At 34.7% G+C, this 16,968-nt stretch carries 16 protein-coding genes and 1 tRNA gene; 16 read left to right on the top strand and 1 reads right to left on the bottom strand.

The window, feature by feature from the left end:
* Nucleotides 1-118: 118 nt before the first annotated feature.
* From acsn021_RS15320 to rpmB, 14 genes are all read left to right on the top strand, one after another.
* A tRNA-Gln gene (locus tag acsn021_RS15320) sits at nt 119-232 on the top strand.
* A 109-nt stretch (nt 233-341) separates the two neighbouring features.
* Complete coding sequence (locus tag acsn021_RS15315) at nt 342-1,916, top strand: DUF2828 family protein (RefSeq protein WP_184094809.1); 1,575 nt, start codon at nt 342-344, stop codon at nt 1,914-1,916.
* Nucleotides 1,917-2,089: 173 nt separating this feature from the next.
* Nucleotides 2,090-2,908 (top strand): Cof-type HAD-IIB family hydrolase, encoded by an 819-nt coding sequence (locus acsn021_RS15310; RefSeq protein WP_184094807.1) that lies wholly within the window; start codon nt 2,090-2,092, stop codon nt 2,906-2,908.
* A gap of 443 nt (nt 2,909-3,351) precedes the next feature.
* Nucleotides 3,352-4,503, top strand: a complete 1,152-nt coding sequence (locus acsn021_RS15305) for a Gfo/Idh/MocA family protein (protein ID WP_184094805.1) — start codon at nt 3,352-3,354, stop codon at nt 4,501-4,503.
* Nucleotides 4,490-5,728 carry an MFS transporter gene (locus acsn021_RS15300; protein ID WP_184094803.1) on the top strand — a complete coding sequence of 413 codons (1,239 nt, stop codon included), beginning with the start codon at nt 4,490-4,492 and terminating at the stop codon, nt 5,726-5,728. Before acsn021_RS15305 ends, acsn021_RS15300 begins: the two co-directional genes overlap by 14 nt.
* Nucleotides 5,729-5,732: 4 nt before the next feature.
* Nucleotides 5,733-6,752 carry a Gfo/Idh/MocA family protein gene (locus acsn021_RS15295; RefSeq protein ID WP_184094801.1) on the top strand — a complete coding sequence of 340 codons (1,020 nt, stop codon included), beginning with the start codon at nt 5,733-5,735 and terminating at the stop codon, nt 6,750-6,752.
* A gap of 326 nt (nt 6,753-7,078) precedes the next feature.
* Entirely contained in the window at nt 7,079-7,813 is a 735-nt protein-coding gene (locus acsn021_RS22895) for a restriction endonuclease (protein ID WP_184094799.1), read from the top strand.
* 325 nt (nt 7,814-8,138) lie between these two features.
* Nucleotides 8,139-9,074 (top strand): magnesium transporter CorA family protein, encoded by a 936-nt coding sequence (locus acsn021_RS15285; RefSeq protein ID WP_184094797.1) that lies wholly within the window; start codon nt 8,139-8,141, stop codon nt 9,072-9,074.
* Nucleotides 9,075-9,199: 125 nt separating this feature from the next.
* Nucleotides 9,200-10,075 carry a rhomboid family intramembrane serine protease gene (locus tag acsn021_RS15280; protein ID WP_184094795.1) on the top strand — a complete coding sequence of 292 codons (876 nt, stop codon included), beginning with the start codon at nt 9,200-9,202 and terminating at the stop codon, nt 10,073-10,075.
* 241 nt (nt 10,076-10,316) lie between these two features.
* Nucleotides 10,317-11,774 carry a hypothetical protein gene (locus acsn021_RS15275; protein WP_184094793.1) on the top strand — a complete coding sequence of 486 codons (1,458 nt, stop codon included), beginning with the start codon at nt 10,317-10,319 and terminating at the stop codon, nt 11,772-11,774.
* A gap of 163 nt (nt 11,775-11,937) precedes the next feature.
* The gene (locus acsn021_RS15270; protein ID WP_184094791.1) at nt 11,938-12,243 is read left to right on the top strand and encodes a hypothetical protein; all 306 of its coding nucleotides are present in this window, start codon (nt 11,938-11,940) and stop codon (nt 12,241-12,243) included.
* A gap of 62 nt (nt 12,244-12,305) precedes the next feature.
* Complete coding sequence (locus acsn021_RS15265; RefSeq protein ID WP_184094789.1) at nt 12,306-13,484, top strand: DUF2953 domain-containing protein; 1,179 nt, start codon at nt 12,306-12,308, stop codon at nt 13,482-13,484.
* On the top strand, nt 13,484-13,894 hold the full coding sequence (locus acsn021_RS15260) for a GerW family sporulation protein (protein WP_184094787.1): 411 nt from the start codon (nt 13,484-13,486) through the stop codon (nt 13,892-13,894). The genes acsn021_RS15265 and acsn021_RS15260 overlap by 1 nt, the downstream gene beginning before the upstream one ends.
* A 131-nt stretch (nt 13,895-14,025) precedes the next feature.
* Nucleotides 14,026-14,211 carry a 50S ribosomal protein L28 gene (rpmB, locus tag acsn021_RS15255; protein WP_161839337.1) on the top strand — a complete coding sequence of 62 codons (186 nt, stop codon included), beginning with the start codon at nt 14,026-14,028 and terminating at the stop codon, nt 14,209-14,211.
* Nucleotides 14,212-14,373: 162 nt separating this feature from the next.
* Here the strand turns inward: rpmB and acsn021_RS15250 are convergent, their stop codons facing one another.
* The gene (locus acsn021_RS15250; protein WP_184094785.1) at nt 14,374-14,511 is read right to left on the bottom strand and encodes a hypothetical protein; all 138 of its coding nucleotides are present in this window, start codon (nt 14,509-14,511) and stop codon (nt 14,374-14,376) included.
* Between the two features lie 289 nt (nt 14,512-14,800).
* On the opposite strand from acsn021_RS15250, the gene acsn021_RS15245 reads away from it, so the two are divergent.
* Together acsn021_RS15245 and acsn021_RS15240 are read left to right on the top strand one after the other, a co-directional pair.
* Nucleotides 14,801-15,157 carry an Asp23/Gls24 family envelope stress response protein gene (locus acsn021_RS15245; RefSeq protein WP_184094784.1) on the top strand — a complete coding sequence of 119 codons (357 nt, stop codon included), beginning with the start codon at nt 14,801-14,803 and terminating at the stop codon, nt 15,155-15,157.
* Between the two features lie 32 nt (nt 15,158-15,189).
* Nucleotides 15,190-16,866: a DAK2 domain-containing protein gene (locus acsn021_RS15240; protein WP_184094782.1), complete on the top strand. Its 1,677-nt coding sequence runs from the start codon at nt 15,190-15,192 to the stop codon at nt 16,864-16,866.
* The last annotated feature ends 102 nt before the right edge of the window (nt 16,867-16,968 follow it).

The raw sequence follows: 16,968 nt of genomic DNA, 5'->3' as shown, positions 1-16,968 counted from the left end.
AAGAGACAAATGAAATTAGATAATTAGATATAAATGATAGATTAGAAAGGCACTTACAGCAGCAAAAATCCCATAAAGTCCAACTGTGATAAGTTGGGAGTGCCTTGTATCTATATATGGGAGAGTAGCTCAATTGGTAGAGCGCGATAAATGAGTCTTGTATAAGACTCTGACAGCAAACACAAATCATTTTGAATGACGTTGTTGTGGGTTCGAGTCCCAACCTCTCCCTTAACCGCACCCAACCTGGCAGATTTGAGGTACAAGATGGGGTGCCCCTATTCGAGAACAGGCAGTTTTAAGATACACCTTAAAGTTTACACAAAGAAAGGACCTAAAATATGAAGTTTTTAGATAAAATAAAAATGACCCTTACAAACGATATGAATCAGGCCGTTACGGAAAATGGTGCTATGGGTTATAGAACTACTGGCAAACACTTATTGGATATGCATTTTGCAACAGCTTCCTTAAGAGGCGTGGATGCGCAGGAGATTATTAATATGTTTGTAAAGGCATATTATGAAGATAAAAAAATGGCTCTTAAATGGCTGTTTTATGCAAGAGATGTTCGAGGCGGTCTTGGTGAAAGAAGAGTATTCCGCATTGTATTACAATACCTTGCAAAAAACAATAGAGAAATCCATATGCAGGAAGTTATAGAGCTAATTCCTACATATGGACGGTTTGATGATCTATTTATCCTGTTGGATACACCTTATTGCGATGCTGTCATTGAGTTCCTGAATCATCAGCTTGAGTCAGATTTAGAAGCCTGTAGGCAGAATAAAAGTATATCTTTAGCAGCCAAATGGCTTCCAAGTATAAATGCCTCTAGTGAAAAGACCAGAGAAAGAGGTAAAATGTTTGCCTCCAAATTGGGTATGAGTGAAAGAGAATACCGAAAGGTTCTTTCTACACTAAGAAGTTATCTAAATTTGGTAGAATGTAAAATGTCAGGGAAACAATTTGGAGAGATTGCATATGAAGCGGTACCCTCGAAAGCTAATCTGATTTATAGAAATGCTTTTATGCGTCACGATGTTAAAAGGCGTAAGGAGTATCTTTTGAGTCTGCAAAAAGGCAATACTAAAATCCATTCCGGGACGCTCTTTCCTCATGAGATTGTTCATGCTTATATGGCAGGGTACAGTCTGGGTACATATGATGAGACATTGGAAGAACTTTGGAGGACACTTGATAATAAAACAGAATATAGTTCAATTGATTACAATGCAGCAGATTGTATTACAAAAAAGCATAATACAATAAATTGTATGGAAAATACCATTATAGTTGCCGATGGTTCCGGTAGTATGATGACTTCAATTGGTGGTGGCACTTGTACGGCTTTGTCTGTTGCAAACGCTTTGGCAATCTATTTTTCAGAGAGAAGCAGCGGTAGATTTAAGAATCAGTATATCACATTTAGCAGTAATCCTCAGTTGGTAGACTTAAGTAATGGAGAGAGTCTGCATGAAAAGCTTCAGATTGCCCTTGCTTATAATGAAGTGGCAAATACTGATATCTATAAGGTGTTTCGACTTATTCTTAAAACGGCCTTAATTCATAGAATGAAGCAATGGGAGTTGCCGAAGAATATTGTTATTATCAGTGATATGGAATTTGATGGCTGTGCGGAAAATGCCAGCGAAACACTATTTCATCAGATTGGTGCTGAATATAAATCCTATGGCTATAAAATTCCGCGTCTAGTATTCTGGAATGTAAACAGCCGAACCAGGACAATACCTGTAAAAGAGAATGCCTTGGGAGTGGCTTTGGTAAGTGGTTTTTCTATTAATATATTTAATATGATTGTTTCCAATGAGCTGGACCCATACAAAAGTCTCTTGGCTGTTTTAAATACACCCAGATATGAAGCGGTAGATTCTTTTATTAATAAGATATTATGATATCAGATATTTTCTTTCATTAAATTAAATTCATCTTACCTGTACTAGAATCTTACGTATTGTAAATTGATTCTAAATTGTGATACTATAAGAAATAGAAAAATTTAGCAATTTTTAAATTTGCAAATATAATTTATTTAATGATTTTGTAAGACAAAGGAAAGGGGAATCATATGAATATAAAATTAATATTTTCTGATATTGATGGAACGTTAATTAAACCCAAAGGAGAATTAAGTGAAAATACAAAAGAAGCAATATACAAATTAAATGCACTAAAAATTCCATTCATATTAGTTTCTGCACGATCACCAGAAGAAATGTTTGGCTATTACGAGTTGTTAAAGTTAAATACACCCATCATTGGTTATAATGGGGGAATTATTTCTGAATATAAGGATAATAAACTAAATATTTTGGAAAGTACTCCAATTAGCAGCGAAGAACCAATAATTATATATGATATTATGAAGCAAAATTTTCCTCAATTAAGCATAAGTATTTATTCAGAAACTAAGTGGTATGCAGATGGGATAGATTATGGAGTTGAAATTGAAAGTAAATTGACTGGGATAGAGCCGGTTATAACAAACATAAAAAACTTAATTTTAAGCGGAGTTCACATTCACAAAATTATGATAATAGGTGATTGTCATGACATCATAAGTGCTGAGAAATTTTTAAAAGGTCAAGGCAGCTTCACTTCTTCGATTCACAGATCAGGTGAAATCTATTTGGAGGTTACGAATAGACATGCAACTAAGGTTCATGCGATGAAGAAAATAGCGTCAGAATATTATAATATTAGTAGCGAGTACATAATGGCAATAGGGGATGGTTATAATGATTTGGATATGTTAAAAAATGTAAAATTCGGCATTGCCATGGGTAATGCACCAGATGAAATTAAGAATTCTCTGGATTATGTTACAAAAACTAATTTAGAAGATGGTGTTGCTCATATAATAGATAAACTTGTGTTACAAAAATAAATATCTAGTGTTAATTTGGATAGATGTGATTGTATAATATATGATTCGATTAATCAGAGTTAAATTAACTGAACATCCCGGATGGCGTAGACGGCTCTTTATACGTTATAGCTAGCTAGAATGATACTCTAGCCATCCGCTCTTTCAAATTTCTTGAAAATTCTTTCATTTTAGTAGTTAGTTCTATGAAGTATATCCCTTAAATATTTTGCACAAATATAGTTGAGTTTTAACTTACCTAATATTTGTTTCGTACAATTTCGATATAAAATTCTCCTATGCGTATATCAAAAAAGTACGAAAAATGTGATTTATTGTAAATTGCTGTAAAAATGCATTATGCGTATGCGTTTTTTATAATATATTTGGTAATTAAGGCTATATTTATTATAAAAGTCTTATGTTAATATATGTAATAAATATACAGAAAAAGGAGAAATTATATGAAGATAGGGATAGTCGGGTGTGGTTTTGTTGCAAGTTATTATGCAACAACAATGCCAAATCATGAGGAATTAGAAATTGTTGGTGTTACAGATGTTATTGCAGAACGAGCAAGGAAATTTGCGGATTATTTTCATTTTCAGTATATCAATTCATTGGAAGATATGTTAAGTAATCCAGAAATATCAATTATATTAAATTGTACGAATCCTCATAATCATTATGAGGTGTCCAAGGCTTCTTTACTTGCAGGTAAACATGTTTTTACAGAAAAGCCAATGGGAATGGATTTTAAACAGTCCTATGAATTAGTAGAATTAGCGAAACAAAGGAATTTGTATATCATATCGGCACCCAGTATAATTCTTGGGGAATATTCACAAGGGCTTATGAAAGCTTTAAATGAAAAAGAAATCGGTAAACCGCTTTTGGCATATGCACAGTTAGATGATGGAGCCATTCATCATATGAGGTATTGGACTTGGATTAGTAAAACGGGTGTTTCGTGGAACTATGAAGATGAATTTGAGGTGGGTAGTGTTTTAGAACATGCAGGGTATTGTCTTACTCTGTTGACCGCATTTTTTGGACCAGCCAAAGAGGTACAAGCATATACCAATTGTTTGGTTCCTAATAAAGTTGAAAAAAGTAGTAAACCATTGGGACCTGATTTTACAGACACTTGTATTGAATTCGAATCAGGTGTTGTTGCAAGATTGACGGTAGGCTCAGTAGCGCCAAACAACCATTTTTTGACGATTGTAGGAGAGGATGGTGTTTTGTCAACAGATGATTTATATTGGAGTGTTCAGCAAAAGGTTTATATACAAAAAAGAATAATTTCTGATTCGAACGAACGGGAGGGTTCCCATGAATATTTAACGAGTAAAGAGGAGTATAAATTTAAACGACCAGATGATTTTAAATATAAGACAGATTATGAAGTTAATGTTGACTGGGCAAAAGGAGTTTCAGAATTAGTGGCTGCTATCAGTCAGAATAAAAAATGCAGGTTGGATATGGATCATGCACTTCATGTAATGGAAATCATTGATGTTATAGAAAATGCAAAACATTTTAGTGGTCCCCAAAAAATTAGAACTGTGTTTGAAACAATAAAACCTTCGGATTGGTTATATGATGAGAAATAGGTACATGAAAATCAGATTGTCACTTTTAATGTTTCTGCAATTTTTTAATTCTGGCATTATTTGTCCAATTATGAGTTTATACTTAATGAACAACTTGAATTTTTCGGGAAATCAAGCCGGAATCATACTCTCTGTATCTGGTCTCACCACTATTATATCATCAATTTTAGGGACATTAATTGCAGGTAAGATTTTAACTGTAAATCGCTTACTAAATATATGTTACTTTCTGGCATCTATAAATATGATTGTGTTGATATACCAGACACGTTTTACTTTTGTTCTAGTTACATATTTGCTTTATACGTTATCAATGGGGTGTACGAATGGCTGTATAAATGCTATTATATTTAGCCATGAGAAGAATGCAAAGAAAAATTTTAGCGGAATCCAAATGTGGGGATCGATTGGTTGGATATCTGCAGGGTGGCTATTTAGCATGGTATGGCTTCGAAATGTGGACAGTATAGTTGCAATGGTTAGGTTGTCATATGCGCTAAAGATTTCAGCATGTATTTCCATTGTATTGTTTCTTTACACTTTTACATTACCACATAAAAAGCTTGATAAAAAAGAAAAGGTATCAATATTGCCTAAGGAAGCAATTGTAGTCCTATGTAGACCTCAAAATTTATTCATTTGTGTCCTGCTGTTTATTATTTTTTCATCTTTTCAATATTACATTTTTAGTATAGGGCCATTTTTAAGACAGAGTATGTACAATGAATCCCTGATTATACCGTTAATGAGTGTGGCACAGATATCAGAGGCATTATGTTTAGGAGTCTTAGGCTATTTTATTATGAAAAGGGATTATAAATTTGTCATGTTTGTAGGACTCATATGTAACCTATGGAGATTTGTGGCATTATTTTTAGGTTCCTCCGTACCATTAATCTTATCAGCACTTATAAGTCATGGTCTGGCTTCAGCATTCTTTTTTACAACTGCATGTATTTACCTTGATAGTCAATGTGAGAATAATTATGCTCGCGCCGGAGTTCAGCAGATTGCATGTATACTATCTTATGGTATGGGGGCATCATTTGGTAATCTAAGTGCGGGTAGAATGAATACTTTATTTGAGTCAAAAATAAGTGAATTTGTTAATTATAAAGCTGTATGGCTGATACCAACTCTAATTTGTGGTTTTATAGTGATTCTCTTTGTAGTTTTTTCACAAAGACATAAAAAACCTATAATACAGATGAATGAAAGGAAGTAAAATAATGATTGGAATTGGAATAGTCGGATGTGGAACGATTGCTAAACATCGGCATGTCCCTGAATTTTCAATGAATTCAGATTCAAGGATTATCGGATACTTTAATCCCAATAAGAACAAATCTGAAATTTTAGCTGCACAGTATGGTGGGAAAGTATATACGACATATGAAGATATGCTTAAGGATAAGGCTATAGATGCATTTTGTATCTGTTCTCCAAATAAATACCACGCATCTGATAGTATTGCGGCAATGAACGCAGGAAAGCATGTTTTAGTTGAAAAACCGATGGCTGTCTCAATGGAAGAAGGAGATGCAATGATTGAGACAGCAAGCAGGAACAACCGATTACTTATGGTAGCCCATGATATGAAATTTGAGTATGCTATAAAAAAAGCGAAAGAAATTATAAAGAGTGGAGAATTGGGAAAGATATTAAGTTTTAGAACTACATTAGCACACGGTGGTCCGGAACATTGGGCTACGGAGAAAGGTATAAATTCATGGTTTTTCAAAAAAGAGAATGCTAGCGATGGCGTACTGGGGGACTTAGGAGTTCATAAAGCTCATCTTATTGCGTGGTTAATTGATGATTTCATAGTGGAGATTAAAGCTTTTTCAGCAGTTTTGGATAAGCGAAACGAGAATGGAAATTTTGTGGATACTGAGGACAATAGTATATGCTTGTTACGTTCTAAATCAGGAATTATTGGAACCTTGACAGTAAGCTGGACTAATTATGGTGAAATGGATAAAAGTACAGTGTTGTATTGCACCAACGGAACAATTGAAATATACTGTCATCCGGATGCTCCTTTAATTGTAACTAAAAAAAGTAAAGAAAGGATATGTCATACGTTTGAGAATCAAAACAACTCTGGTGTGGCGGATGCATTTATTAATAGTATCAAAAATAATTTGTCATCGGAGGTTTCAGGAGAAGAAGCTCTAAGGGCATTGAGAGTTATTCTAGGGTGTATTGAAGCAAGCGAAAAAAATAGTACTGTAACAATTAAGTGTTAGTCGATTATATATTTATTCGCATTCAGAAGCCCTGCTCAAACTGATTAAAAGATTTAAGATTTTACAACAGATAAATACCAAATCGTGCTTCCTTTTAAATAATACAGTTGTAAATAGTAAAACTGTTTGCTTAAAGGGAGCATTTTCTATGTTCAGAACTAAATTTCAACTTTCTTATACAAAGGGGTACTGCATTTTTTTGACATCAGTGGTATAATACTTATTCACCAGCAAGTATCCACCTTGATTTACTGAAGAATTATATCTTAAGAAAATTTGGTATGCAGAGGATTAGTGTGAATTGACAGAAAGCGAAGGATTTGATTTTGGGCAGAAAAAAAAGACATATTATTTTAGGCAGATGGTTTTTTTATATTGCAAATGTAATTGTAATTATATTACTATTAAAATACATAACAGACGGAAATGTAAATGCCAATATTCAGCTAAAAAGCTATATTGGGACAGGGGTTTATGGTATTATATCTACTATTCTAATTAAAATTATTTTCCTTATTCGAGTAAGAAATATGTACTTAAATTGTGACATAGATGCAGTAGATGAAATGACAGGTATAGAATTTGAACAGTTCCTTTATTTTAAGTTTAGAAAGCAAGGTTACAAGGTGAATACAACGCCGGTCAGCAGTGATTATGGGGCAGACTTAGTAGTTAGAAAGCGACGGGAAACCATCGTAATACAAGCAAAAAGGTATCAAAGAGATGTAGGAATAGCGGCAGTGCAAGAGGTTATAGGGTCTATTGCGTATTATAATGCTTCAAAAGGAATGGTAATAACAAATAGTTTTTTTACCCCAAACGCCATAAATTTGGCAATCGCAAATGATGTAATCTTATGGAATCGGAAAGAATTAATACACTATCTCCTTAAAAATAATAAAATATATGACATTTCGACATATAATGAGTGTTCTACTGTTGTTGAAGGAGTCTGTCCCCAATGTGGAAATAAGTTAATACAAAGAAACGGTAAGTATGGGGATTTTCTGGGCTGTAGCAGCTATCCGGATTGCGGGTACACAGAGTCTGTTAACCAGTAAGACCATGGATTACGAGCTATTGGAAATACAGAGGCTTTTGGAATTTTTTGTTCATTTAGTTTCTTCCATATTAATGGAGCAGTACCGATAGATACAATGGTTTTTTATTTGACAAAGATAGTTATAAAACATATAATTAAGTGGATACTTATAACAAATCTATGTATGTGAAAGGATGTGGACCGGGATGGAAGCTGGGCCCAGTAGCAGTAGTAGCTATCGACCGTGTAAAAAAAGAATAAAAGCACTGCACAAGGCAGTTTAGATATAAATCCTAAAAGAAACCTTCTTTTACTGCCTTGTTATGCAGTAGAAGGAGTAGATTATGATTGAAATTTTAAAAACTTATGAGGATGGAACCCGTCAGATTAACTCTATAGAGCAGGGCTGTTGGGTTGTTATGACTGATCCGTCAGCAACTGAACTTTTGGAGATATCAGAGGCCTGCCATATTGATATTGACCATCTAAGAGCTCCCCTTGATGAAGAAGAAAGATCAAGAATTGAGGTTGAAGATGAGTATACTTTAATTTTGGTAGATATTCCGACTATGGAAGAAAGAAACAACAAGGATCGTTATGTGACCATTCCGCTAGGTATCATAGTTGCAAAGGATGTACTGGTAACCGTATGCCTAGAAGAAACCAAGGTGTTAAAAAGTTTTATGGACGGACGGGTTAGAGATTTCTTTACGTTCAAAAAGACCAGATTCATCTTACAGATTCTTTATAAGAATGCGACTGTATTTTTGCAATATCTGCGTATTATTGACAGGAAAAGTGAAGAGGTTGAAAGAAAGCTCCATATATCAACACAAAATAGTGAACTTATTGAACTGTTAGAGCTGGAAAAAAGTCTGGTTTATTTTACCACCTCTTTGCGAGCCAATGAAGTGGTCCTGGAGAAAATGTTAAAGATTGAAAATATCAAACAATACCCTGAGGATACAGAATTACTTGAGGATGTAATTGTCGAAAATAAACAGGCGATTGAAATGGCAAATATTTATAGTGGTATTCTAAGTGGTACTATGGATGCCTTTGCATCGGTTATCTCCAATAATCAGAATATTGTTATGAAATTTCTTACGACAGTTACCATGGTAATGGCGATTCCAACCATGGTTGCCAGCTTTTACGGAATGAACGTCAAGGGAATTCCCGGCGGTGAATCGCCGTATGGTTTTTTTATTGTTATAGGAGTAACTTTTATACTGACCTTCCTGGCTGCTTATATCTTTAGGAAGAAAGGTTTGTTTTAAGAGTTTTAACTAACAAAGCACCAGACGGGAATAAGATTGAATAAAAGATATAAAACCCCTTAATTTGTATGCGACTAAAGGTCGCAGATGGGAGCTAATAATGAGAGAAAGAAGTGGATACTTAGATGAATTTTATTAATAAGCTGAACCGGAAGTTTGGGAAATATGCCATTCATAATTTAATGCTGTATATTATAGTACTTTATGCATTGGGGTTTTTACTGGATGCCATAAATCCGGCATTTTATAGCAATTATCTGATGCTTGATGTTAAGAAAGTATTACAAGGCGAAGTGTGGAGAATTTTTACATTTATAATTCAGCCCTACGGTGGTAATATTTTGTTTTTGGCTATCGAACTTTATCTATATTATATGATAGGAAACTCCTTAGAAAATGCATGGGGAGCTTTTCGGTTTAATCTTTATTACTTAACAGGTATATTATTGAATGTATTGGCAGTCTTCGTTATTTACTTTTCAACAGGAGGAAGTCCGAATCTTGGGCTTACCTATATTAACAGGGCGATGTTTTTTGCTTTTGCTGCATTATATCCGAATGTACAGTTTTTGATTTTTTATTTCCTGCCGGTGAAAGTGAAATATCTGGCATATCTCTACGGTGCTATGATTGCGTATGATGTATTTCGGCTTTTTGTGGCAAAACGATATGACCTGTGTATCGCAATTATCCTTGCGTTAGGCAATTTCTTGATATACTTTTTTTCAACTAGGAATTATAAGAGAATTTCTCCAAAGGAAGTTAAAAGAAAAGCTGACTTTAGAAGACAGGTGAGACCTTCCGGCAGAACCGGTAATGTGGTAGAGTTTAAGGGCAGAAAAACCATAACCAGACATAAATGTGCAGTTTGCGGCAGGACAGAATTAGATGATGAAAACTTAGAATTCCGTTTTTGCTCAAAATGTGATGGAAACTATGAGTATTGCATGGATCATCTATTTACTCATGAACATGTGAAAAAACCCGATAGCAATAATTGATACGAACAATTTGGCAGTTGCATAAGCGGATTAGCTTTTGCAGCTGCTTTTTTGGAATCACAATTTAGCCTAAATGAAAGAGATTTTTTTGTGGAATTATTAAATTTACGGAAATTATTCCAAATGTCTGGTTTATTCATAAAATAATTGTTATAATATTTAATAGTGGGTTTACAGGATATACCAATTTTGATTAAAACTGTATCCCCTATAAGAACTGTTATCCGGAGGAACACAAAGAATGAATAAAAACATGAAATCTATATGTTTTGAAATAAAAGACGGAAAGAATTTAGAAGCGAATATTCCGCAGTTTTTAAATCACCTGGTAAATATTTATGGTCAATATTCAGAGGTTAAATTTGCAATGCATTATTACACTTTTTATGAATATTATCTGGAATCATTTGGAGATGCACTTGCTGAAGAGAAGATTATAATGAAGGATTTTAATACCATTATTAAGGAGTGTCTGCTCAGTGATTTTTCAGGTGACAAAATGGAGAACGGAGTAAAGCGGCTTGATGAAATGAGGAAGCAGGTTATTCGTCAAATGAAAGTTCTTACCTCATACACAGACATTTTCCAGATATATGAGTATGTATTAAACCGGATTGAATACCGATTTGCTGTAGAGCAGGGAGAATTGAATGAAGATGCCTTTATAGAGGAAGTTATGGCATATATCTTTGATACGAAGGACAATGTAGTCATCAATGATAAAATCAAAGAGGTTATAGGTCAGCTTCCGGTTCGAATGTCGAAAGGAAGATACTTTGATATTATAAAGGACAGTTTTTCAATCTATAAAGGGGCAGAAAGATTTACCTTGCATGATTTTATGTATATGATGGAAACATGTTCCATGCTCTTTGAACCGGAAAGTGCAGAGACTGCATATGCTGAATACAAGGATTTTCGTAAGACTTTAGAAGGTCTGGACTATAAAAATTTAACCAAAGAAGAGTATGCAGCTTATGCTGCCAGGCTACAGGATATTGCGACTGATATTAACAAGCATGTAGATTTCTACTATGGCCTTCAAGAATGTATAAACAATCTATATGTAATGCTGCTAACAGCCCCTTATGCATTAATGGAAGGTGGCTACCGGATTGAAAGTTTGGGCAGGGAGATGAAGTTTTTACTTCTGCCTCAGGATATGGATAAATTTAGAATTATTATAAGAATGATTTATAATTATTTTGAAAAAGATGAAAAACAACCGTTTGATGGGGAACTGGAAGAAAAAATATCCTATACAGAAGGAAAGCAGGAATTTTTAGCTGAGGAATTTGGAATCTTGGAACCGTACTTTTTTGAACTTGAGCAAAACCACACATCCCTTATGGAAAGCCTGATGATGGGTTCTTTATTTCATTGTATCAGTTTGTCACAAAAATTATTATCCGGGAGTCTGTTTATTGAACTAGATAAAGTTGTGGATCATCAACTCGTGGATAATGACTATCTGCAAACAGTAAGAGAAGATTACTTAAATCGCTTAGCAGATATGTTTGATAAGAACCCTCAGGCAGTGAATAGAGCTGTAATGGCTAATACCATTAATAAAGTACCGGTGTTTTTCCAGACAGTAAATGACGTTAGAGATTATATTAAAAATGCCATGTATTCCTGCAAGGATTTGGCAGAGAAATCAGCCTGTATTACTATTATCCGGTCCCTTTTTGAGAATTAACACTGTATTTTTTATGTAAATATGTGGTATAATGTTCACGTTAAACGATTGTGTACCTATTGTTATAAAAATACGGATAGCAAGGTACTAAGTTCTATTTAGGGCAGTATAGCAGACAAGCCTGCAGCCCAAAATTCGTGGGTATCGGAAAGGGTATGGCTATATGATAAAATGGGCGGAGAAACTCTACCTTAGTGAAGATATAAAAAAGAAAAAGAAAAAAGTCATGAAAGCTGTGGAAAAGGGAAATTTAACTTTTGAAATGTACTGTATAACCCATGCCACTAATACGGATAACCTGTTTGATATCATCAATGTAAATGAATTAGCCTTTTCCTATTATACAAATCGTGAGATATACATAATTGGATTGGCTGGTTCCAAAGGACAAGCTAAATTACTTGTAAGAGACATGGTTGAAGAAATATATAGCGCTACGGGAGAATTTCATGTAAGAGAGTATTTCTGAGCATTAAGACTTTTGACACTCGAATCTTTATCAGAATAAATAGTAGGAGGAAACTAGGATCTATGCTCCACATTTTATTATTCCTGTTAAAAATAATCGGAATTGTTCTAGTCTCCCTACTGGGATTGCTTTTGTTCCTTATAATTATAGTATTGTTTGTTCCTATTCGGTACAAGCTGGATGTCACTGTTAAGGGTGTTATAAAAGGAGAGGCGAAAGTAACCTGGCTGTTGCGGGCTATCTCCTTTCGAGCTACCTATGTAGAAGAACAGCTCCGAATGAAATTAAGAATATTAGGAAGAATATTTTATGATAACCAGGAACCCGGCAGAGGGAAAAGAAAGAAAGGACATAAGAAGCGGCCGAGAAAAGAACGAAGCCGCAAGAAGAAAGAGAACGCGGAATTCAGTCAGGAAAAGTCAAAAGAGAAGGACGATACACTTAAAAAATTAGAGATAGAGCAAAAGCCGGAAACTTCCGATGAAACAGAACTTATGAAAGAATCTATATTGGAGCAGAAGGCAGACACTGGTCAGAATACAGTAACCTATCAAAGAACAGAAGAATCTCTGACGAATCAAAGCGAAGAACTGCTTAAGATGAACGACGATTCTGGTAAGATCCAAAAGGAAGCAGCTAAAATCCTGGAAACACCTCAGGTAAAAAAGCTGGAAACAGACACCGGTGTTTTAAGGAGCAAAGTATCTGACCGCGAACCAGACTTTGACGAAGAGGATTTATCCTTTTTTGAAAAATTTGTTAGAAAAATATCTGATAAGATAAATACATTCTTTCAAAAAATAAGGGCTGTATTCCAGAAGATAAAAGATATTTTTAAGAGTATGATAGACGGAGTTTTTCATATTAAGGAGAAGATAAGAAAGATAAGAGACTTTTATTATGATAAGAAAAATAATGCCGGAATCTTATCCACCCTACGAAGCCTGCAAAATATACTAAAACACATCCACCCTAAGCGGCTGGATGTGGAATTTGAATTCGGAACCGGTGATCCTTGTTCCACCGGACAGATACTGGGTATTCTGGCAGTTTTTTTTGCATACTATGGTGATTCTGTTAAGATTATTCCTAATTTTGAGGATGTTGTATATGAGGGCAGAGTATTTTGCTATGGCAGAATAAGATTATTTACTTTACTAATAATATGTATAAAGCTTAAGTTGGATGATAATTTTAATCAGATGATTAAAAACTTTAAACAATTAAAGGAGGATTTATAATGGCAGATAATAATAATTTTAATGCAACGGTGGAATCTTTATTTAAAGGAATGGACAGTTTTATTACAACTAAAACAGTGGTTGGTGATGCTGTAAAATTTGACGATGGAACCATAATCCTGCCCCTGGTAGATGTAAGCTTTGGAGTAGGAGCAGGAGCTTTTTCAAAAGAAAGTACCAGAAATAATGCAGGGGGTGCCATGGGTGGAAAGATTACCCCTAGTGCGGTGCTAGTAATTCAAAATGGTGTTACTCGTTTGGTTAATGTTAAGAACCAGGACAGTGTAACAAAAATCCTTGATATGGTACCTGATATCATAAATAGGTTTAAGAAGGACAAGGGCAATGACCAGGAAGTAACGGATAAAGTGAATGAGGCTTTGGATAAGCAGACATATGATAATGAGTAAAATAATGACAGTTACTTAAGGTGTGGAAAATAAAAATTTATCTTGCATTATTTTGTATATTCTGCTAGAATAGATTTGTTTGCAGGTCGTGCAATTGAAATTGCTAAAAAAACCTTAGGGAGGTGTCTTAAATGGCTAAATGTGCAATTTGTGAAAAAAGTGCTCACTTTGGAAATGCTGTGAGTCATTCTCATAGAAGATCTAACAAGATGTGGAAAGCGAATGTGAAATCTGTTAAAATTATCGTTAACGGTGCAGCTAAGAAAACATATGTTTGTACTTCTTGCCTTAGATCCGGTAAAGTAGAACGCGCATAATTTTGGAGACAAGAATGGGAGAGCCTGTCCCAAAACTTAAAGTATAATGCTAACTATATGATAGGTATAAAACTATTCTTTTATGTCAAAATAAGAGAGTAATCTTACACCTATCCATAGTCTAGTAAAACTTAAGTTTGGGACAGGCTTTTTTGCGGTGTTTTAACACGTAAATAGATTATAGCCTAGTACCAAAAACAAGATTATAATACACACGGCCAATATGCCATTTGTGATAAAGAGCATAATGGTCATACCAATTGCCACCCAGAACAAGATAAAACCCAACATTCTTTTCATATGATAAACTCCCATCTTCCTGTATTTTTACAATACTGGATTGTAATAATTATGCAAAGGTATTATAAGAGTTGACAGGTTCTTCTTACGTTACCAATATATGCAAAAAAAATTTTCTTTATATCATAATGTGCAAAAATAATGGAATAATATAATAGAAAACAGCAGAAATTAAAATAAGTATTCCATTTTATATAAAAAAAGGTTATAATACTAATGAATGGAAACGTATAGGATGTAGTAATGAACTGCACCGTATGTCAGCAATTTATAGAATTGGAGGGTTCCTATGAAAGGACACATGAATACACAAATCGGTGAAGTATCTATAGATAATGACGTGTTGGCTAAATATGCCGGTTCTTCCGCAGTGGAGTGCTTTGGTGTAGTAGGTATGGCGTCAATCAGCGTAAAAGATGGACTTGTAAAATTATTAAAACGTGAGAGTCTAAGTCACGGTGTTAATATTACAGTTGAAAATAATAAAATCATAATTGATTTGCATATAATTGTATCCTATGGAGTAAGTATTTCAGCCGTTGCGGAGAATTTAATCAGTAATGTAAAGTATAAAGTTGAAGAATTTACTGGCATGGAAGTTATTAAAATAAATATATTTGTCGAAGGCGTTAGAGTCATAGACTAGTGGATGTATTACATTTAAGGAGGATTAAACTTGTGGTTATCAAGACAATAGATGCTTATATGCTTCAAAAGATGTTTCTGGCGGGAGCAAAGAGCATTGAAAGTAAGAAAGAATATATTAATGAATTGAATGTATTCCCTGTGCCTGATGGGGACACTGGAACCAATATGACTTTAACAATTATGTCTGCGGCAAAGGAAGTTAGTCAGCTGGAGAATCCAACCATAGACAGTTTAGCAAAAGCTATATCCGGCGGTTCACTTCGAGGAGCCAGAGGAAATTCCGGTGTTATTTTATCACAGTTATTCCGAGGTTTTACAAAAGAAATTAAAGAATATACTGAGATAAATGTAACCATTATGGCAAATGCGTTCCAAAAAGCGGTAGAAACTGCATATAAAGCAGTTATGAAGCCAAAAGAAGGAACCATCCTTACCGTTGCAAGAGGCGGTGCTGAAAAGGCGGCACAGCTTGTTGGTGAGACAGAAGACTTAGTATACTTTGGTGAAGAGGTGTTAAAGTATATGGAGGAAGTACTTGCCCAAACTCCGGAGCTGCTCCCTGTTTTAAAAGAAGCAGGAGTTGTGGATTCCGGCGGACAGGGACTTTTAGAAGTATTAAAAGGTGCCTATGATGCTTTACTTGGAAAAGAAGTTACTTTTGAAGCAGTACCCGCAAGAAATATTGAGATTAATGTGAATGCTGATATTGATACGGCTGATATTAAATTTGGATATTGTACGGAATTTATTATCATGTTAGACAAAGAATATACACCTGAAATGGATGTGGATTTTAAAGGATATTTAGAATCAATAGGTGATTCTTTGGTAGTTGTATCGGATGATGAAATAGTCAAGGTTCATGTACATACCAATGACCCTGGACTTGCAATCCAACGTGCATTAACCTATGGTGCTCTCTCCAGAATGAAGATTGATAACATGAGAGAAGAACACACAGAAAAACTAATAAAAGATGCCGAGAAACTGGCAGCAAAACAAGCAGAAGTGAAAAAGAAGGAAAAAGCACCTGAAGTAAAACCTAAAAAAGAAGTAGGTTTTATATCTGTTTCCATTGGGGAAGGGATCAATGAGATTTTTAACGGATTAGGTGTGGATTATATAATTTCCGGTGGTCAGACCATGAATCCTAGTACCGAAGACATGTTAACCGCCATAGAGCAGGTCAACGCCGATACTATATTTATTTTACCAAATAATAGCAACATTATATTGGCAGCACAACAGGCTAAGGATTTAACAGAGGATAAGAAGATAGTAGTTATCCCATCCAAAACCGTACCGCAGGGTATTACTGCCATTATAAATTATGTCCATGATAAAACTACCGATGAAAATGAAGTCCGCATGACCGAAGAGATGAAAAAGGTTAAAAGTGGTCAGGTAACCTATGCGGTCAGAGATACTAATATTGATGGCAAGGAAATCAAACAAGGCAATATTATGGGTCTGGACGATAAAACAATTCTTGCAGTTGGAACGGATATTTCTGAAACAGCTTTTCAGTTAATTGATAGTTTAGTGGATGATGATTCAGAATTAATCAGTCTGTATTATGGTGCGGAAATAACAGAAGAAGCGGCTGGCGAACTTGCAGATTTGATTACGGAAAAATATCCGGATGTGGACGTGGAGGTGCATTTTGGCGGACAGCCGATATACTACTATGTTCTTTCAGTTGAATAATAGGTGATTTCATACTTTGGGTGTGAAGCAATTCTTATAAAATAATAGGTTCTTCGTGTTGATAGCTTTCTTAAGAAGGAATTTCTTTCATAATTCTGAAGG

It is taken from the genome of Anaerocolumna cellulosilytica, assembly GCF_014218335.1.
Classification (GTDB): domain Bacteria; phylum Bacillota; class Clostridia; order Lachnospirales; family Lachnospiraceae; genus Anaerocolumna; species Anaerocolumna cellulosilytica.
This window is presented reverse-complemented; position numbering and strand designations above follow the sequence as displayed.